This is a genomic window from Tenacibaculum xiamenense, from assembly GCF_964513065.1.
Classification (GTDB): domain Bacteria; phylum Bacteroidota; class Bacteroidia; order Flavobacteriales; family Flavobacteriaceae; genus Polaribacter; species Polaribacter xiamenense.
The window spans coordinates 352,379-371,197 of sequence record NZ_CAZEQU010000033.1; the positions used below are offsets into that span (position 1 = coordinate 352,379).

Genomic DNA, 18,819 nt, shown 5'->3' on the forward strand with positions numbered 1-18,819 from the left:
AAGGAAAGTATTTCGTATCTTGAAACTTTAAAAATTAACAATTAAAATAATATTGATTTTTATTCAATACCCCATTTTTCCTTAAAAAACACTCGAATGAAAAACTTACTTACCTACATAGTATTATTCTATTCACTACTCGGATTTTCTCAGATTAATCAAAAATTAATTAAAGGAAAGGTAATGAACCACCTTGGAGCACTAGCTGATGTACATATTGTGAATACAACAAATAATAAAGCTACTTTTTCAAATGAAGAAGGAAACTTTGAAATACCAGCTACTCCCAATGACCTATTGCGATTTTCATATGTTGGGTATGAAACGAAGTTTGTGATTGTTGAAAAAAAGAATCTTGGTTTCCAAAGAAATGTATTTGTTATTGAAAAAACGACCTATACCCTTGATGAAATAAAACTAAGAAGACACAATCTAATTGGAACAATTAGTACTGACCTTAAAGAAACTCCTGTAGATTATAAAAACAAGGCTTTATTGGAAACTATGGATTTATCAGAGATTGATATTAGAGTTTTAAATACGGAGGATTATATTGATAAAACTGTACGTCCAGAAGTAGTAAAATCTGATCCAACTACTCTATTTCAAGGACTTGGACCTACAGCTACTAGACCCTTTGGAAATTCAAAAAAACTATGGGATCTTAGAAAAGAACTTGCCTTTAAAAAAGGGATGCCTGCAAAGCTTATGAAGGAATTGGGAGCTAAATTTTTCTTTCTTGAATTAGGTATTCCACCAGAGAGATATTATCACTTTTTAGAATATTGTAATCCTTTAGGTATTGAAAAGCTTTATAGAAAAGGTGAAAAATTAGAGGTAATTAAAATATTACAAAACGAAAGCAAATCGTATATCGAAGTTATTAATGAACATAAATAAAAAAATACTTACTTCCCTCCTTTTATTATTAGTTATAGTAAAAATTAGTTCTCAGGAAAAAAGGTCTTTCTTTTTTGCTGAGATTAGGGATAAGTTTGATTTTTTGCCTGATGTTCACATTATAAATAAGGAAACCAAGGGTGGTACATTTACCAATATTAATGGTGAATTTAAAATAAAAGCAAAGGAAAATGATACCTTATCAATTTCAATTGTTGGCTATAAAAGTATGACCTGGGTAGTAAAAAAAGAGCACTTCGGAATAAAGAGAAACCTGATCTTCTTAGAAAAGAAATCCATTGACCTTGATGAAGTCGAAATAAAAGAAACCGAGCTTATTGGAAGCTTAGTTTCTGATAGTAAATTGGTAAAACATGAAAAACACATTGATGCTGAGACCTTAGACCTTCCTAATGCTGGCTTACCTAAATTAACAGTTGCCGAAAGAAGGCTTTACACTGCTACAAATGGGATGCCTTCAGCCGTAATGTTTACGGGCTTGGGGTTTGTCATGTCTCCAGATTATATGATAAACCTGATTTCTGGAAGAATAAAAAAGTTGAGAAAGTTAAAAGATATTGAAACCTTAGAAACCCACGTCAAAAAATTAAAACTAAATTATACTCATTATATTACCGATGAATTAAAGATAAAAAAAGATCATGTATACCAATTCATCCATTTTTTAACAGAAGACAACGGATTCCAAATGGAATTTCAGAAAGGAGAATTTGCTGTAATTGAATTCATTAAATCAAAATCTGTTGAATTTAAAAAATTAAAACCCGAAGATTACAATAAAAATACTACTTTAGGGGGCTAATTGCAACTAAATTGCATAAAGAGGTTTTTTAGAGTTTAGTATCTACTGAGTTGAAGTATTTCATTATTATCGTAATAACATATTCCATTCTCTTTATCAAATTGGTTCTTTATAAAAACTAAACAGTGAAAAAAGTAATAATTATACTCATATCATTTATATGTTTCTCATATACTTCTTTGCATAAGTATTACATAGCTTTAACAGAAATAGAACATAACGAAAAGAATAAAAGCGTTGAAATGATTATGAATGTTTTTATTGATGATATTGAACTTGCTGTAAACAGAGAGTATAATGCCAACCTAAATCTAGCAACTAAGTTTGAAGCAGAAAATGCAGACAAGTTGTTTTACGATTATTTAAATAAGCATCTCAAGATCAAGATTAATGAAGAATCAAAAACCTTTAAGTTTGTAGGTAAAGAATATGATGGTGATATCTTGTATTTTTATCTTGAAGTAGAAAACATAAACAATGTGCACTCTATCCATGTCACAAATGATATGCTGGTGAAATATTTTCCAGAACAGCAAAATTTAATAAAAGCAACAGTAAAAAAAGAGCGTAAAAGTCTCTTTTTATCTAAAACAAATGATAAAGGTTTGTTAAAATTTTAATAAAACCATAATCTTACTAATTATTAATATTAATTTTCAACTCAATTAAATCAAATTTTTAAACGCAGAAATGAGAAAAAACGTATCGCTTCTATTTTCGGTCTTTTTAGCTTCGGCTTCCTTATTTGCTCAGGAAGTAGAAAAAAAAGCACCGCAGAAAGGTCATACTGACCAAAACAAATTTCGTCAGTTAAAAGACGTTTTAGCAACTCCAAATGATCAACGTACAGCTTCGGGAGCTCCTGGACATGCATATACTCAACAAAAAGTAGATTATGTGATGGACATCCGTGTTGACGAGTCAACTAATAAATTATATGGTGATGAATCTATTACTTATCACAATAATTCTAAAGATCACTTAGAATATTTATGGGTTCAGCTTGATCAAAACATGCGTGCACCTGATTCAAAAAGCCCTTTGGCTGATTCAAAAGGAGCTAGTCCTTTCTCTACTCCAGATAATTTTGTAAAAGACAATATGGCTCAACCAAAACCATATGGTTATAATATTGAAGCTGTAAAATATGCCGATGGAAGAGATTTGCCTCACACTATTAATCGTACAATGATGCGCATTAATCTTCCAAAGCCTTTAGCTCCAGGAGATGTATTTAAATTTAGAATTAAATGGAATTTCTTAATTCCTGACTATGTAAATGATGGTGGTCGTTCTGGTTTTGAATCATTCCCTGATGGAAATAAAAACTACACAGTAGCTCAGTTTTTCCCTCGTTTAGCTGTTTATAACAATGTTGAAGGATGGCAAAACATGCAATTCTGGGGACGTAGTGAGTGGGCCTTAGAATTTGGTGACTATGATGTAAAACTTACAGTTCCTGCTGATCATATTGTTGATGCAACTGGTGAATTACAAAATGAAAAGAATGTTTTGACTAAAGAACAACGTAAACGTTGGGAAAAGGCAAGAAAATCTTATAAGAATCCTGTTTTCATTGTAACTCAAGAAGAAGCTGAGAAAAATGAGAAAAACAGAACTACTAAAACAAAAACATGGCACTTTAAAGCCAATAGCGTTCGTGATTTCGCTTTTGCTTCATCAAGAAAGTACATATGGGATGCGATGGCTGTAAATATTAACGGACGTTCTGTTATGGCCGTTTCTTTATATCCAAAAGAAGGAAACCCATTATGGGAAGAGCATTCTACTAGAGTTGTAGCAAATACTTTAGAAGAGTATTCTAAAATGACTTTTGATTATCCTTATTCAAAGGCAATTTCTGTTCATGCTAAAAGACAAGGAATGGAATATCCTATGATTTGTTTTAACTATGGTAGACCAAATCCTGACGGAACATATTCTGACCGTGTAAAAAATGGTATGATCGGTGTAATTACACATGAGGTAGGACATAACTTCTTCCCTATGATAGTAAATTCAGATGAGCGTCAATGGACTTGGATGGACGAAGGATTAAATTCTTTTGTTGAAATCTTAGCTGAACTTGACTACGATCCTAACTTCAATACGAATAACTTACCTAAGGATATCGTTCGTTACATGAGTTTAGATCAAGAACGTTTATCTCCAATCATGTCTCAGGGAGATTATGTACATAATTTTGGACCTAACGCATACACAAAGCCTGCTGCTGGACTATATATGTTACGTCAAACAATTATGGGACCTGAGCTATTCGATTATGCATTTAGAACGTATTCAAAACGTTGGATGTTCAAACACCCTACTCCTGCTGACTTCTTCAGAACAATGGAAGATGCTTCAGGAATGGACTTAGACTGGTTCTGGAGAGGATGGTTCTATACTACTGATTACTCTGATATTGGTATTAAAGAAGTAAAGCCTTTATACTTAACAGATAAGCCTAATGACAAAACTAAAAAGTTACAAGAGCAATACCCTGCTTATTTCAAGAACTTAGGTAAGTTAATTTATTTAACTACTGAAAAGTCAAATGCAAACGCTAAAGACCTTGAAGAGTATGTTAGTAATTTACCAGCCGACAAAAAGGCTAACTTAAAAAAAGTGCCTAAGTATATGTATCAAGTAGAGTTTGAAAAGCCAGGAGGTTTAGTAATGCCTATTATTGTTGAAATGACGTATGCTGATGGTTCTAAAAAACGTGAAACTTTCCCAGCTCAAATTTGGAGAAAGGACGAAAATAAAGTTATGAGAGTATTCTCTTCAGACAAAGAAATTAAGAGCTTTGTTATTGATCCAGACTTAGAAACTGCAGATATTGATACTTCAAACAATAGTTGGCCAAAAGAAGAAGCTAACAAGTTTAACAAGTTCAAAAACAAGATAAAACAATAATTAAACACATTAATTGTTGAAAAAACGTGGCATATGCCACGTTTTTTGTTTGTATAAATACCACAAAAAATAGTACTTTCGACTTTCTAAACAGGATTGAATGAAAGTTTGTATTGCCGAAAAGCCTAGTGTTGCTCGTGAAATAGCTAATATTTTAGGAGCCAATACCAAACATGATGGATATTTCGAAGGAAATGGGTATGCTGTTACCTATACCTTCGGGCATTTATGTACACTTTTGGAGCCGAAAGACTACAAACCTTACTGGAAAAGCTGGGATTTAAACAATTTACCCATGCTTCCGGAACGGTTTAATACAAAAGTTTCAGATGATAGTGGAATTAAAAAACAATTCAACATTATTAAATCCTTATTCGATAAAGCAGAAATTGTTATAAACTGCGGGGATGCCGGACAAGAAGGAGAGCTCATTCAACGTTGGGTAATTAACCAAGCCAATTATAAAGGTAGAGTTCAACGTTTGTGGATTTCTTCGCTTACAGAAGAAGCCATCAAAGAAGGTTTTAATAACTTAAAAGAAGAAGAACAATACAACAACCTGTTTTATGCTGGATATTCAAGAGCCATTGGAGATTGGTTGTTGGGGTTAAATGCCACACGTTTATACACCGTAAAATTCGGAAGAGATCGACAGGTTCTTTCTATTGGTAGAGTTCAAACACCTACCTTAGCAATGTTGGTTGAGCGATACAATGAAATCAAAAACTTTAAGCCTCAACCCTATTGGGAATTACAAACGACCTATCGTGAAACGCTTTTCAATTGTGAAGAAGGTCGTTTTCTAAAAAAAGAGGAAGGTGAAACCTTTGCTAATAAAGTTAAGGAAGCTGAGTTTGAAATTACTTCAGTTACCAAGAAAAAAGGAAAAGAATACGCACCTAAATTATTCGATTTAACTGGGTTACAGGTGTATTGCAATAACAAGTTTGGCTTTTCTGCAGATGAGACCTTAAAATTAGTTCAGAAACTTTACGAGATGAAAGTAGTCACCTATCCAAGGGTTGATACTACTTTTCTTCCAAATGATATCTATCCGAAAGTACCTGGTATATTAAAAAACTTGACAGCTTATGCAAGTTTAACACAGCCTCTTTTAGGGAAAAAAATCAGAAAATCGACCAAGGTCTTTAATGACAAAAAGGTAACAGATCACCATGCCATTATCCCAACAGGTGTGCAAATAAAATTACAGTATAATCAGCAGCAAGTCTACGACATCATTGTCCGTCGCTTTATTGCTGTTTTTTACCCTGATAGCGATATTGCAAATACTGCTGTTACCGGAAAAGCTGATGATGTTTCCTTCAAAACTACTGGAAAAGAAGTATTAACAAAAGGATGGCGCGTTGTATTTGAAACAGAGAATTCTTCGAAAAAGTCATCTGAATCTGGTGTATTGCCAACGTTTGAAAAAGGAGAAAAAGGACCACATGAACCTTCTTTTTTGCAAAAAGAAACCAAACCTCCAAGAAATTATACCGAAGCGAGCTTACTAAGGGCTATGGAAACCGCGGGAAAACAAGTGGAAGATGATGAAATGCGCGAATTAATGAAGGAAAACGGTATTGGTAGACCTTCTACACGTGCAAGTATTATTGAAACTTTGTTTAAAAGAAAATATATAGAACGTCAGAAAAAGTTAATTATTCCTACCCAAACAGGAATCGATTTGATCAATATTATTGACAATGAATTATTGAAATCTGCTGAATTGACAGGACTCTGGGAAAAACGATTAAAGGAAATAGAACGTGGTGAATACCATGCGAGTACTTTTATCAAACAAATGAAGAAGATGGTTGATACTTTGGTATATGAGGTACGTTCGAGTAAGAAAAACCAACGTATTTCCTATGAATCACAACAAAGTGCAGCTCCAACAAAGACCAAATCAGCTTCTAAAAAGAAAACAGTTGTAGGGAAAGAATGCCCTAAATGCAAAAAAGGGAAGTTACTCAAAGGAAAAAAAGCCTATGGGTGTTCGGAATACAGTAACGGCTGTAAATTGATGTTACCCTTTGAATTTATGGGAAAAAAGCTATCCGAAAGTCAGTTAATACGACTTATAGATAAAGGTTGTACCACAAATTTAAAAGGCTGGAAAACCGATCAAGGTAAAATTGAGGCACTACTTCGATTCGATGAAAATTTCGAATTAAAATTAGAACCTAAACAAAAAACGGAAAAAACAGCAGCTACAAACTCCCCTACTCCAAAATGTCCTAAATGTAAAACAGGAGATTTACTGAAAGGAAAAACAGCTTATGGTTGTTCAAATTATAAAAATGGTTGCGATTTTGTTTTTACTTTTGAAAACATCAAAAAAATGGCAAATGGAAAGCCATTGACTAAAGAATTGGTGTATCAAATCATCTCGAGCTAAAATGAATAAGTACTCCAATAAAGCTACTTAATTAACAAAACCTACAACATAATAAGTCATTTATACTTCCTTAAAAAGTGAAGTTTTCAATTAGCATATAATTCATTAACTTGCTAGTAATGTAACTATTATATTCAATGAAATATTTTGAATATGATAGTAGTACTTACCTAAACATTGAACTCATTTAAACTTTTTAAGTTTAAGTGAAAATTAAAGGTTTTTAGTTCTGCTGAAGGGTTTTTCGAGTTCCATAGCAGGGCTACGGAAGGAAAAAAAAGCAAAAACAGGGCTGAAAACAACCATTTTTTAGCAAATTGAAAAAGGCTAAATGAGTTCATTGATTAAAAACAACCCATAACTGAAAACATGACTGACAAAAACATTATTTGGCACAAGGTTCTTGATGATAAAAAAGAACTTCCTGAAGGACGTGTAAAAACCGTAACTGCTGCTCATAAAGGAATCTGTTTAACGCATTACAAAGGTAAATTCTCCGCTTTAGATAACAGATGCCCGCACCAAGGAGGACCTTTAGGAGAAGGTTCTATAGAAAATGGATTACTACGTTGTCCTTGGCATGGCTGGGATTTTGATCCTTGCACTGGTCATCCACCTGGAGGCTATGACGATGGTATCGATACGTTTCCTATTAAAGAAGAAAATGACGCTATTTTTGTTGGTTTAGAACCCGAAAAACCGCATGAAACTACCGTTTCGGATATTATGGTGGAAACCATGATTAATTGGGATGTAACGAAAGTATTTGGAATGGTTGGTCACTCAAACCTCGGATTTGCAGATGCCATGAGAAGGCAAGAAGAAAAAGGGAATCTTAATTTTTATGGAATTCGTCATGAAGGAGCTGCGGCTTTTGCTGCTTCTGCCTACGGAAAATTGACAGGAAAACCCGCTGCTTGTTTTTCAATTGCAGGACCTGGTGCTACCAATTTGTACACAGGGCTTTGGGATGCAAAGGTTGACCGTGCACCTATTTTAGCCATTACGGGGCAGGTTAAAACCCAAGTAGTAGGTACAGGAAACTTCCAAGAAGTAGATTTGGTTCAAGGGTTCAATACCGTCGCCGAATTCAATCAACGTATTCAAAGAGATAGTCGTCATGCAGAACTTATGTCACTCGCTATCAAACATGCAATCTTAAAAAGAGATGTCTCTCACCTAACACTTCCCGATGAAATTCAAGAGTTAAAAGCATCTTCACGTGCGAAAGCAAAAACGTCTAAGAATCGAATAACACCATTAACCATTGCTCCACCAAAAGAGGCTGTTGATGAAGCTGTTAAACTTATAAAAAAAGCAAAACGTCCAGTAATTATAATGGGACATGGAGCTCGTAATCATAAGAAAGAGGTTGTAAAATTCGCTGAGAGGCTAAATGCGGCTGTTTTAACAACATTTAAAGGCAAAGGACTTATTTCCGATGATCATCCCTTAGGAGGTGGTGTTTTAGGTCGTAGTGGTACACCAATAGCTTCTTGGTTTATGAATGAATGTGATTTACTCATAGTATTTGGAGCTTCGTTTTCAAATCATACTGGAATTACACCTAAAAAACCTATTATTCAAGTGGATTTCGATCCTTTAGCCTTGAGTAAATTCCATCAAGTGGAAGTAGCTGTTTGGGGAGAAATTTCAAGAACATTAGAAATTTTTCAAGAAGAAATTAAAGGAGAAACTAGCGCTATTAATCCACGAAATGAAATAGCAGCTCGCTGGAAAATATGGAAAGAAGAAAAAACAAAACGTTTATCCGAAACTTCAGATAAAGGGATTAGTTCTATCGCTATTTTTGAAGCCATGAATAAGGTGACTCCTGAAAATGCCGTAATGTGTGTTGATGTTGGGAACAACGCCTATTCTTTTGGTCGTTATTTTGAACCTAAAAATCAAGATTTCCTAATGTCTGGTTATCTAGGCTCGATAGGATTTGCACTTCCAGCTGCTATTGGCGCATGGGCTGCTGTAGGTAACTCCAGACCTGTAATCGCCGTTGCCGGAGATGGTGGTGTTTGTCAATATTTAGCTGAAATCACCACGTTGGTGAATTATAATATGCCTGTAAAACTCATCATTATCAATAATAATGAATTGGGAAAAATATCGAAAGAACAACGTGCAGGCGAATTTGAAGTATGGAAAACTGCTTTATCAAATCCTAATTTCGCTGAATTTGCCGAATCCTGTGGTGCTTGGGGAAAGCGTGTTGAACATCAGGAAGATTTGGAACAAGCAATGAAAGAACTTTATGATCAATCAAAACCAAGCGTATTAGAAATAATAGCGGATGTTAATTTGATATAGCACGATTCTTACGTCAATAAAGAAATGAAATAGGGATGTCTATTATGGACATCCCTTCAACAACTTAATAAACTGTTAGATTTAATAAGCTATTAAATAATAACAACTGATACAGATACCTGCAATTAATGAATAATTGCCTACATCATGTGGCTCACCACAAACACTACAACAATCACTTCTTTCCATAATACAAACAATTAAAGTAATGTTAGATGTTTACAAATTGATATTCGTCTGTTTCTCCCTTCATTTTCCGGAACATATATTCGTTCACTATGACGGGAACTTTGAGATAAGGAAATTTGATTTTGTAATTTGATTTGACTTGACTTTTCCGAGTAGCTTCACTTTTGTCGGATTTTTCTTCATAATCTAAAATTTTTAAAAGCTAAACCATAAAAAATATCTATTACTTATTAAACAAATGCCGTGCTATTTGAAACATGTGTCAAAATGTCATTTTAACTATGCTATTAAGTGAATTCAATTAGAAAATAAATGAGTTATAAGTCTAATGTGAAAACTTACATTGTATTCTAATATCAAAGATTAGGAAAAGTATCCGACATCAAAGTGTAAACAAATTATTGATAAGTCAAAAGCCTTCAATGCGATTACATTAAAAGGCTTAAGATTTACTATTCCTTTACGATACCTAAATGAATAATTCTACTACCTGTTTGTCCCACAGGATTAGTGCTCTTACCTATAACCACCCCGTCTTCTGGGGCAAAATACTCTTTAAGAACTCTACCAAATACATCTCTAACGGTTGCAATTAACTCTCCTTGTTTTAGCAACTGTTTTAATTGGCAATGAACTTGAAGAATACCACCTGTATGCGCATAAATCCAATAAGATTTCTTACAAATAACTACTTCTTCTTCCGGTTCATCTATAGTATGGCCATACATTTTCAAAAATGCCAGTGTATTAAACACTCCCGATAAACCCGAATAAATCATTCCTTTTTGAAATTTGTCAGGATCTCCTACTTCGACAGTAATAGCATCTATTCCTAAGTCCGCGGCAGCTCCTCTAAGTGTTCCATCTTTTGGCGGAGCATTTAAAATTATTTCAGGATTCTGAATCAGGGCTAATTGTTTCGCCACCTTAGAAGATAAATCTGCCCTTATATAGTAGGAGTTTATTCTACCAAAGCTTGCAGTATGAAGATCAATTAAATAGTCGAAATTCTTCAAAATTCGATCAACTATTCTGTTGGCATAAACCTCACTTCTGTTACCATCTTTGTTACCTGGCATAATTCGGTTTAAATCCTCACCGTCTACAAACCTGCGTTCATTCACGAGAATTGACGGTATATTAACAACTGGAACACCTACAATGGTTCCAGACAACTCTTCTAACTTAATAGAATTAAAAACTTTCTGAATTACAGGCATCCCATTTAGCTCATTTCCATGAACTACCGCAGTTAACCCTAACACGGGACCTTCTTTAGCTCCTTTGGCTATGATAACAGGTATGTAAATTGGTTGACCAATACCGTTTGATACAATATGCAACCATCGATAGGACAAAGTGCATTTATCAAAAGAGTCTAGCTTAATTCTTTTGATGATAGGAATTTTTTGAAACTTCGGCATTATAATATTTCCTTAATTAATAATTCATCATCATTGAGAGATTTAAAAAGTTTTCGCCTAAATCCTCCTTTTTTATTCAACAAGCGTATCGCCATTTTATCTATTGCTATCGATGTTAAAACAGTTTGGATGTAGGCTTCTATTAAATCATCCAATCCAATACCCAAGTTATTAAACTCTTTTCTTTCCATCACTAACAACCTATTTGTATCAGACCCCCAATCGCCATTTTCTTTTTTGAAAGATAAATTGGTACCTAAAATATCCCATGAAGATTTACCATTTTCTAATTCATCTTTTAAAGGAGCTTTGGCACGTCTTGAATATATTGACAGCGGTCTATAACCATTTGGTGTTGCATGTATCATCATCCTAAAATCTAAGACATAGGATTGTCCTTTTTGATTAGGAACGGTTCCTACATGATAAAACTTTCCTTCATTGGTAGTTGAACTCCAGTTATAATTTCCTACCAAGCTTTGAACTATAAACTTATCATAATCGAAGTCTAATTGCATAAAACTATCCAATTCTTCCTGGTTTACAATAGTATACACTCCTTGTCCTGCATTGCTATAAGGATTTTTAACAACTGCCTTACCTCCTAGTTTACTAACCCATAATGGAATTTCATTCTTGTTAACATCCCAAATTGTATGTGGAGTTAAAATTTTAAGGTTTTGTTCCATTAATTCAGCATTATAAAAAGAATATGCTTTGGATGCAATCATTTTGTTCCTTCCTCCTGCTAAACATACAATAGTAGGGTTTACAATTTTTGTTTTGGAATATATAGGAAGTCTATTCCATGGTTTTTGGGTAAGATATCTAAAAACCAATCCTAATTTCAACCATTCACCATCAATTTTTAGTTGTATTGAATCACCACTAACATCTACATGTTCGTTTTTATCATCATGGTAGTATGGTACCAAATATACTTTTTTATTAAGCATGTCAGCCATCGCATGCGCATAGCCAGATGCCTCCATGTAGTTTTTATCATAAATAACTGCCACAGCGTCGTTTCCTCTTTTCTTTAGAATCGGTTTTATCGTTAATTCCATGAATTTACCATACCCACCTGATTCTTCATATTCATTTAACAGAGGCATTGATTTTTGACCAGAAGGGCAAGAATTATTTTCTATTACTACCATTTGTCTATTTCCTTTTTCGGTGGTCACATGAAGCAAATCTGCTCCTGATAAATGATAGTGTTCTGGTTTATATGCCAAAATGCTCTCCAGGTCTTTAGAACTTACTTTGGGATTTAAATGACAATAACGTTTAATAATTCGTTCCGTTTTTAAATTTAAAAAGTAACTTACCATGGGGTGAATGGTTGCATTTAAAGATTTTTCATACCAATGATTTTCAGGCTCTAAAGTATTTGGGAAAATGATTTCGGTATCTTTTAACATTATTTTTTTTATTATTGTTTTAACCTTCCAATAATACGCTAAAAATCGATTTGAAAAACCGTAAAAAATAACTTTTATATTTTTTTGTTTTAAGAAAAGTCTATCACATTAACTTCAAGCAGTATTGAAGTTTTAAATTTGGCTGAGAAATCATCATTAACAAACAAAATATTCACAAATTAAAACTGCTAGAACTTTTACAAGATATTGATATAAGCTTTAAAAAACCAGATTGGGACAATTCAGAAACAAATATTATTAAGAAGTACATTAATGATTCAAAGAGAACTATTATTATTTATAATTATAAACACAACTTTTTCACCAAATTGATTGATGAAAATATTATGAAAAAGTAACCATTAATACTGCTATTTCATTACTTATTCTTCCTGAAATTAGTGAATATGAAACAGGAGTTTTAAATATGATTAATACGAATAAAGTTAAAATATAAGAGGATTCACCATTCCTGAAACTCCTGTTTTTTGTAGGAACTCAGAAACAACCTGAGGTTGAAATGGATGTAGTTGTTTATAACGACAACAGTTTTCTATAAACAAAAATCGATACAATTGAACAGTTCAATCAATATAAATCGTATAAAGATATTTGGTATATATATTAACTTCTGCATTTTCTATTTTAATAATAAGTGGAATTGACTTCAAACAAGTTGGACTATTTGCCTCTTCTATATTGGCTATTTTAGGAGTAGGTATCTTTGCACAATGGTCTATTTTATCAAATTTAACCGCCAGTGTAATTCTATTTTTTCACCATCTAATGCACATTGGTGACACTATTAAGATATTATATAAAGAGTTTGATTTAACTTGAAAAGTAAAACAAATTACTAGCTTTTACAATCTTTTAAAAGTTTAAAACAAACAAACAAAATATTTTTATTCTTTATAATACTATTGAAATTTTAAACAAATCTAAATCTTGACTGCTAGGTTTTTATTTTTTTATATATCTTTTTTCGAAAAAGTTTTTTATGTCAAAAAAAAATATATATTTACTATATCTTATTTATAAGTCAAATGTTATGTTTTGCTTATTTCGTTAGTAACCTTTTTCAGGAGATGAAAAGTTACTTTGTGTTTTGGAAACACAGCGAAAAAATTAAGGTATCTCCATTACTTTTAATTTATTCTTTACCTCTTAACTTTTATATGCAGAGTGGAGATTGTTTGGCTTTACGAGTCTAACTTATTTTGAATTCTTATTGTTATTTATAAGCCACTATACTAATTACTAGTTGTGGTCAATGAATTTATTGCTTTTACGCAAAAAAATACAATCGTAATTTTTTTGAATAGGATTGATATACTCTATCCTATTTAATAATCAAGAATAATGTAAACACATGAAAAGAACAATTGTTAGTTATGAAAAGTTGTCAAACGAAGTTTTAACTCTTTTAAAAGAAATGTACCCGTATGGTTTTGATGATAAGAGCATTATTACTTTTTCCAATGCTAAAGGTGAAACTCAACAAGCCGTGCAAGTGCATTTAGAAGGTAACATTTACTTAATTAAAATAAACAAAAGAGTAAATGATGATTTTATTCCTAACGATGATATTAGTGGTTTCGATTTTTATGATAACCACGATGATAATCAAATAAATTATTGATTATGGATAATAATTTTGAACAACTGATAATATCAACAGGAAAGATGTTGACTTACGATAACGGATATTATTCGTTTGAGTTAGAAAATGATGAAATTCTGGACTTTGAAGAAGTTAACCCATCAATTTTAGAGTTGTACAACTTAAAATCAGGAGATTATTCTAATAGAAAATTTTATATAGAATATTTAGAAATAGTACTTTCTGAAGAAGCGAATGATGTTGTTTTTAGAATTAACAAATTAAAACTAATGTAACTAATGAATGCCTTATTCCATATGTCTTTACCATGTAAAGACTTAGATAATACTTTAAAGTTTTACACGTACGAGCTAGGTTTCGACAAAGGAAGGAAAACAGATAAATGGGTTGATATTAACTTATTTGGAAACCAGTTAACGTTTGTTTTAATTGATAATTATAATTTTCAATTCCCTTTTTATATACTCGAAAAAGAGAGACTCCCTTCTTTTCATTTTGGCGTGATATTAGAAAATGATCATTGGGATTACGTTTATGATCAAGTCATTAAGTGGTCAGAAGATACTATCGTAAAAACAACTTTTTTCGAAGATAAACATGGTGAACAAAGTTCATTTTTTGTGAAAGATCCTAATGATTATTATATAGAGTTTAAAACATTTAAAGAACATAATGACCTTTTCATTTAAGGTCAATAAAACTAATATCAATATGAGTATTGTCGACTTATATGAGTCAAGTTACCATAGAAATAATATGGCTCATTTTTCAGCTATTGTAAACATTGCTTTAGCAGATGGACACATTAATTTTAATGAAGAAAGTATCATAAAAAAGTTTGTAAAAAAACTAGATATAAATACTGAAGAGTACAAGACTATATTAAAGAATCCTTCTAAATATCCAATTATACCTCAAAATAATATTGAAGACAGATTGGAAAGACTATTAGATCTCTTTAAAATAACATATTCAGATCATAAAATAGATGATCAAGAATCAAAATTATTGATGAAATATGCAATAGCATTAGGATTTAATCCAGAGGTAGCAAAAGTAATCATCTGGAAATCTATAAAATTATTTGAGGTAAATATAGATGTTGATGAATATTCTCAAATACTTGACATTTTGTAATATAATTGATTCTTAACTGTTAAACTTAGTTTTATGAAAAATTAAAAAAAAATCACCCCACGAGCATGATTATTTATTTGAGTTAATGCTAAAAGTTTCTTGGACTTGTTGTGGCAAAATTCCAAGATTTTAAGAAATAATAACATAAAATAATATAAAATGAAAGCATTATTATTAAACTCTTTTTTTATTCTAGTGGTAATTATGGGACTTTCTTTCAAAGAGAAGGCTCCATTAGATAATGATCCTATTAAATTAGAAGCAACATATAAGGGAACTGATTTTTCGGGATATACCTTTGGTTACTTGGACGATGACGATGAAGAAATAGAGCTTACATTCGATGATATTTCTCAAGAATTATTGTCTAAATACGATTTAGATGATGAGAAATTTATTGGAAAAAAGTTTGAAATCATCTATTCAATAATAATTTCTGATGATGAATATGAATCAGAAGTTCCTGTTTTAAATTCTTTAAAACTAATTAAGTAAATATTCAATTCAAGTAATGCTAGGTCTCTTTTTTAAGAGGCCTTTTTTCTTTAAACAGGTTCGGTTCATATACTCCTTAATAATTGCAGTTTATGAAAATAATGGTTACGGCCTTCTTACAACTAAAATGAATGCAACAAGTTAATAGCATTCTGTATAACTGGGTTTCTATTCTCTTTACTCCAAACAGCCGATAAGGTAGTACGTTGAGGAATTTTGTTTAATTCAATGAATTGAATACCCGTATAGTTTGTTTTAGTCAATGATTTAGGTACAATTGAAATACCAAATCCATTTTCTACAAGTTTGTAAATAGACTCCGCGTGAATGGTATTATGAGAAACAATGGGGGTAAATCGGAATTGCTCAAATATCTCCATTACTTTTTCATAATAAGAAACGCTATACTTGGCATCAAACAAAATAAAAGGTTCTGTTTGAAAATCTTTCAACGATTTAAAGTTATACGCATTAATTTCATGGCTCTTTGGAAGTACTAAACAAAACGATTCTTTTAAAACCGTTTTTCTCTCGATACTCTTTGGTACCTTCTCTACCCTTACAAAACCTATGTCTATTTCATTAGATAACAAACTCTCGATTTGACTTTTATTATCCATTTCCTTTAATCCAAAGGATATATTTGGATATTGTTGATTAAGTCTTACTAAGAGATTTGGAATAATATCTTGCATTGCAGATCCTACATAACCAAATTTTAAATTACCATCCTTCCCTGTGTTAATTAGCTTTGCATGATTTAAAATATTATCTAGGTTTTTTAAATTTTTAGTTATTTCAACCTTCAAATACTCCCCTGCTTTCGTTAAAACTACTTTTCTATTGTGCCTCTCAAACAATTGAACATCTAGTTTTTCTTCCAACTGCTTTATTTGTTTACTTAAACCAGGTTGTGAAATAAATAGCTTTTCAGCTGCTCTTCTATAGTGTAACTCCTCTGCAACCGCCAGAAAATACTTTAAATGTCGTAGCTCTAATTGATAACTCATAGTTATTAATTCAAGTATTAATTAATATTGTTGTCTATCAAAAATAATAATAAATTTGTAAAACTTCCTGTAACTATATAAAAAAGTGGTTTTAATATGATATTAAAAAGTATAACAACGAGTGATATTTTAGAATTACAAAAAATATATATTAAAGCTTATTCTTCAGTATTTTCCAATCATTGGGTTGAAAATGGTATGGAACAATACTTAGCCAAGGAAGCAGACTATATGGGATTGAAGTCTGATATTGAAAGTTTAGAACATTTGTTTTATTTTATTCAACATAATAAAACAAACGTAGGTTTTATTAAACTGAATAATACCGTTCAGGATTCACCAATAGCAAGTGATCAAGACATTAGTGAACTTGAGAAAATATACATGTTACCTGAATATAGTGGTAAAGGCATTGGTAAAGAAGCCATGAAGGAGCTTATAGGTTTGGTAAAAGAATTAGGTAAAAGACATTTCTTCTTATCTGTGGTAGAATCAAATGACGATGCTATTGCTTTTTATAAAAAGTTAGGCTTTGAGTTTCATAGTAAAACTCACATTGATGAGCCCGGTTTTAAAGAAGAACTAAGAGGAATGGATCGAATGATCTTAAAATTAAGAGAATAAAACACAACTAAATAATAAAAACGTTACGAAGAATGTTTAAATACGGAATTGATACATTAACAGTTGATAAAGTTATAGCAATAGCAAAAAATAACTTAAAAGCTGGGCTTACAGAAGAAGCTATCAACAAAATAAATACTTGCCGTGCCAAGGTAGAAACTATGGCTGCGTCAGATAAAGCGGTATATGGAATAAATACAGGTTTTGGCCCTTTATGTGATACTCAAATTTCACCAGAAGAAACCAGTTTACTTCAAAAAAACTTATTAATTACTCATGCCGTTGGTGTTGGTAACCCTATTGACCCATTTTTATCGAAGTTAATGATGATTACCAAAGTACATGCCCTATCTCAAGGATTTTCAGGTGTACGTTTGGAAGTTGTTGAACGCATTATTTACTTCATTGAAAATGATTTATCTCCTATTGTTCCTGAACAAGGATCTGTTGGTGCATCTGGTGATTTAGCACCTTTATCGCATTTGTTTTTACCATTATTCGGTGAAGGTGAATTTTGGATAGGAAATGATATCGAACCTGCTAAAGAAGTACTTGCACAGCATAATTTAGCTCCTATTGAACTAAGTGCTAAAGAAGGTTTAGGATTAATCAATGGAACCCAATTTATTCTTTCGCATGCAATAGCAGGTCTTAAGAAAATGGAATATTTATTGGATTTGGCTGATGTTGCTGGAACCATGTCTTTAGAAGGTTTTCAAGGAAGTAGCTCACCTTTTAGAAAGGAATTACACACCATAAGACCATTTAAAGGCAATTTAAAGGTAGCTGAGCGAATTAGTATGCTCTTAAATGGTTCTCAGAATTTAGAAGCACATTTCGAATGTGAGCGTGTTCAAGACCCGTATTCAATTCGCTGTATGCCTCAAGTTCATGGGGCTTCAAGAAATGCCTATGCCCATTTAAAAGAATTGGCTGAAATTGAAATGAATTCAGTAACAGATAATCCTATTGTATTAAGTGAAACAGAAGCTATTTCTGGAGGAAACTTCCATGGACAACCATTAGCAATGGCTTTAGATTATGCATCTATTGCCGCGTCTGAGTTAGGAAACATTTCTGACAGAAGGTGTTATTTACTTTTAGAAGGAAAGTATGGATTGCCTCGTTTATTAACCAATGCAGGTGGTTTAAATTCAGGATTTATGATTCCTCAATACACCACGGCAGCTCTAGTAACTGAAAATAAATCGTTGTGCTTCCCTCCTTCTGCAGACAGTGTTCCAACATCGATGGGACAAGAAGATCATGTTTCAATGGGAAGTATTTCAGGAAGAAAATTCAATCAAATATTAGGAAATTTAGAAAAGATATTCGCTATTGAGTTTATGTATGCGGCTCAAGCTATGGAATTTAGAAGACCTAACACCTTTTCTGATATCATTGAAGAGAACTTTGCAATTATCCGTAATAAAGTAGCTAAATTAGAAGATGATCGAGTATTAAAAGATGATATCTACGCCTTAATTAAATTAATAAAAGAACAAGCATTTAAAGTAGCCTAAT

General features: G+C 32.2%; 16 protein-coding genes. 13 read left to right on the forward strand and 3 right to left on the reverse strand.

Annotation, left to right across the window (positions count from 1 at the left end; genetic code table 11):
• The first annotated feature begins 96 nt into the window (after positions 1-96).
• The 6 genes from ACKTTV_RS12585 (at position 97) to ACKTTV_RS12610 (ending at position 9,368) form a co-directional block, all read left to right on the forward strand.
• Positions 97-900 carry a carboxypeptidase-like regulatory domain-containing protein gene (locus ACKTTV_RS12585; protein WP_408031193.1) on the forward strand — a complete coding sequence of 268 codons (804 nt, stop codon included), beginning with the start codon at positions 97-99 and terminating at the stop codon, positions 898-900.
• A complete protein-coding gene (locus tag ACKTTV_RS12590; RefSeq protein ID WP_408031194.1) occupies positions 887-1,723 on the forward strand; it encodes a carboxypeptidase-like regulatory domain-containing protein in 837 nt (278 codons plus the stop codon). Before ACKTTV_RS12585 ends, ACKTTV_RS12590 begins: the two co-directional genes overlap by 14 nt.
• A 125-nt stretch (positions 1,724-1,848) precedes the next feature.
• Positions 1,849-2,343 (forward strand): DUF6702 family protein, encoded by a 495-nt coding sequence (locus ACKTTV_RS12595; protein ID WP_408031195.1) that lies wholly within the window; start codon positions 1,849-1,851, stop codon positions 2,341-2,343.
• A gap of 70 nt (positions 2,344-2,413) precedes the next feature.
• The gene (locus ACKTTV_RS12600) at positions 2,414-4,642 is read left to right on the forward strand and encodes a M1 family metallopeptidase (protein WP_408031196.1); all 2,229 of its coding nucleotides are present in this window, start codon (positions 2,414-2,416) and stop codon (positions 4,640-4,642) included.
• Between the two features lie 100 nt (positions 4,643-4,742).
• The gene (locus ACKTTV_RS12605; protein ID WP_408031197.1) at positions 4,743-7,046 is read left to right on the forward strand and encodes a type IA DNA topoisomerase; all 2,304 of its coding nucleotides are present in this window, start codon (positions 4,743-4,745) and stop codon (positions 7,044-7,046) included.
• Positions 7,047-7,415: 369 nt separating this feature from the next.
• A complete protein-coding gene (locus ACKTTV_RS12610; RefSeq protein WP_408031198.1) occupies positions 7,416-9,368 on the forward strand; it encodes a thiamine pyrophosphate-dependent enzyme in 1,953 nt (650 codons plus the stop codon).
• Positions 9,369-10,009: 641 nt separating this feature from the next.
• Here the strand turns inward: ACKTTV_RS12610 and ACKTTV_RS12615 are convergent.
• Together ACKTTV_RS12615 and ACKTTV_RS12620 are read right to left on the reverse strand one after the other, a co-directional pair.
• On the reverse strand, positions 10,010-10,981 hold the full coding sequence (locus tag ACKTTV_RS12615; protein ID WP_408031199.1) for a succinylglutamate desuccinylase/aspartoacylase family protein: 972 nt from the start codon (positions 10,979-10,981) through the stop codon (positions 10,010-10,012).
• Positions 10,981-12,405: an ATP-grasp domain-containing protein gene (locus ACKTTV_RS12620; RefSeq protein WP_408031200.1), complete on the reverse strand. Its 1,425-nt coding sequence runs from the start codon at positions 12,403-12,405 to the stop codon at positions 10,981-10,983. Before ACKTTV_RS12620 ends, ACKTTV_RS12615 begins: the two co-directional genes overlap by 1 nt.
• A gap of 1,372 nt (positions 12,406-13,777) precedes the next feature.
• Here ACKTTV_RS12620 and ACKTTV_RS12625 point away from each other — a divergent pair.
• The 5 genes from ACKTTV_RS12625 (at position 13,778) to ACKTTV_RS12645 (ending at position 15,661) form a co-directional block, all read left to right on the forward strand.
• Positions 13,778-14,047 carry a hypothetical protein gene (locus ACKTTV_RS12625; protein ID WP_408031201.1) on the forward strand — a complete coding sequence of 90 codons (270 nt, stop codon included), beginning with the start codon at positions 13,778-13,780 and terminating at the stop codon, positions 14,045-14,047.
• Positions 14,048-14,049: 2 nt separating this feature from the next.
• Positions 14,050-14,304 carry a hypothetical protein gene (locus ACKTTV_RS12630; RefSeq protein ID WP_408031202.1) on the forward strand — a complete coding sequence of 85 codons (255 nt, stop codon included), beginning with the start codon at positions 14,050-14,052 and terminating at the stop codon, positions 14,302-14,304.
• 3 nt (positions 14,305-14,307) lie between these two features.
• Complete coding sequence (locus tag ACKTTV_RS12635; protein ID WP_408031203.1) at positions 14,308-14,718, forward strand: VOC family protein; 411 nt, start codon at positions 14,308-14,310, stop codon at positions 14,716-14,718.
• Between the two features lie 22 nt (positions 14,719-14,740).
• On the forward strand, positions 14,741-15,166 hold the full coding sequence (locus ACKTTV_RS12640; RefSeq protein ID WP_408031204.1) for a tellurite resistance TerB family protein: 426 nt from the start codon (positions 14,741-14,743) through the stop codon (positions 15,164-15,166).
• A 159-nt stretch (positions 15,167-15,325) separates the two neighbouring features.
• On the forward strand, positions 15,326-15,661 hold the full coding sequence (locus tag ACKTTV_RS12645) for a hypothetical protein (protein ID WP_408031205.1): 336 nt from the start codon (positions 15,326-15,328) through the stop codon (positions 15,659-15,661).
• Between the two features lie 122 nt (positions 15,662-15,783).
• Here the strand turns inward: ACKTTV_RS12645 and ACKTTV_RS12650 are convergent, their stop codons facing one another.
• The gene (locus ACKTTV_RS12650) at positions 15,784-16,671 is read right to left on the reverse strand and encodes a LysR substrate-binding domain-containing protein (protein ID WP_408031206.1); all 888 of its coding nucleotides are present in this window, start codon (positions 16,669-16,671) and stop codon (positions 15,784-15,786) included.
• 96 nt (positions 16,672-16,767) lie between these two features.
• On the opposite strand from ACKTTV_RS12650, the gene ACKTTV_RS12655 reads away from it, so the two are divergent.
• Together ACKTTV_RS12655 and hutH are read left to right on the forward strand one after the other, a co-directional pair.
• Positions 16,768-17,295 carry a GNAT family N-acetyltransferase gene (locus tag ACKTTV_RS12655; RefSeq protein ID WP_408031207.1) on the forward strand — a complete coding sequence of 176 codons (528 nt, stop codon included), beginning with the start codon at positions 16,768-16,770 and terminating at the stop codon, positions 17,293-17,295.
• Between the two features lie 32 nt (positions 17,296-17,327).
• Positions 17,328-18,818 (forward strand): histidine ammonia-lyase, encoded by a 1,491-nt coding sequence (gene hutH / locus ACKTTV_RS12660; RefSeq protein ID WP_408031208.1) that lies wholly within the window; start codon positions 17,328-17,330, stop codon positions 18,816-18,818.
• The last annotated feature ends 1 nt before the right edge of the window (position 18,819 follow it).

Excerpts from the sequence above, each read along its gene's own strand:
- ACKTTV_RS12585 (WP_408031193.1), top strand. The coding sequence starts at position 97 with ATGAAAAACTTACTTACCTACATAGTATTATTCTATTCACTACTCGGA.
- ACKTTV_RS12590 (WP_408031194.1), top strand. The coding sequence starts at position 887 with ATGAACATAAATAAAAAAATACTTACTTCCCTCCTTTTATTATTAGTT.
- ACKTTV_RS12600 (WP_408031196.1), top strand. The coding sequence starts at position 2,414 with ATGAGAAAAAACGTATCGCTTCTATTTTCGGTCTTTTTAGCTTCGGCT.
- ACKTTV_RS12605 (WP_408031197.1), top strand. The coding sequence starts at position 4,743 with ATGAAAGTTTGTATTGCCGAAAAGCCTAGTGTTGCTCGTGAAATAGCT.
- ACKTTV_RS12610 (WP_408031198.1), top strand. The coding sequence starts at position 7,416 with ATGACTGACAAAAACATTATTTGGCACAAGGTTCTTGATGATAAAAAA.
- ACKTTV_RS12615 (WP_408031199.1), bottom strand. The coding sequence starts at position 10,981 with ATGCCGAAGTTTCAAAAAATTCCTATCATCAAAAGAATTAAGCTAGAC.
- ACKTTV_RS12620 (WP_408031200.1), bottom strand. The coding sequence starts at position 12,405 with ATGTTAAAAGATACCGAAATCATTTTCCCAAATACTTTAGAGCCTGAA.
- ACKTTV_RS12625 (WP_408031201.1), top strand. The coding sequence starts at position 13,778 with ATGAAAAGAACAATTGTTAGTTATGAAAAGTTGTCAAACGAAGTTTTA.
- ACKTTV_RS12630 (WP_408031202.1), top strand. The coding sequence starts at position 14,050 with ATGGATAATAATTTTGAACAACTGATAATATCAACAGGAAAGATGTTG.
- ACKTTV_RS12635 (WP_408031203.1), top strand. The coding sequence starts at position 14,308 with ATGAATGCCTTATTCCATATGTCTTTACCATGTAAAGACTTAGATAAT.
- ACKTTV_RS12640 (WP_408031204.1), top strand. The coding sequence starts at position 14,741 with ATGAGTATTGTCGACTTATATGAGTCAAGTTACCATAGAAATAATATG.
- ACKTTV_RS12645 (WP_408031205.1), top strand. The coding sequence starts at position 15,326 with ATGAAAGCATTATTATTAAACTCTTTTTTTATTCTAGTGGTAATTATG.
- ACKTTV_RS12650 (WP_408031206.1), bottom strand. The coding sequence starts at position 16,671 with ATGAGTTATCAATTAGAGCTACGACATTTAAAGTATTTTCTGGCGGTT.
- ACKTTV_RS12655 (WP_408031207.1), top strand. The coding sequence starts at position 16,768 with ATGATATTAAAAAGTATAACAACGAGTGATATTTTAGAATTACAAAAA.
- hutH (WP_408031208.1), top strand. The coding sequence starts at position 17,328 with ATGTTTAAATACGGAATTGATACATTAACAGTTGATAAAGTTATAGCA.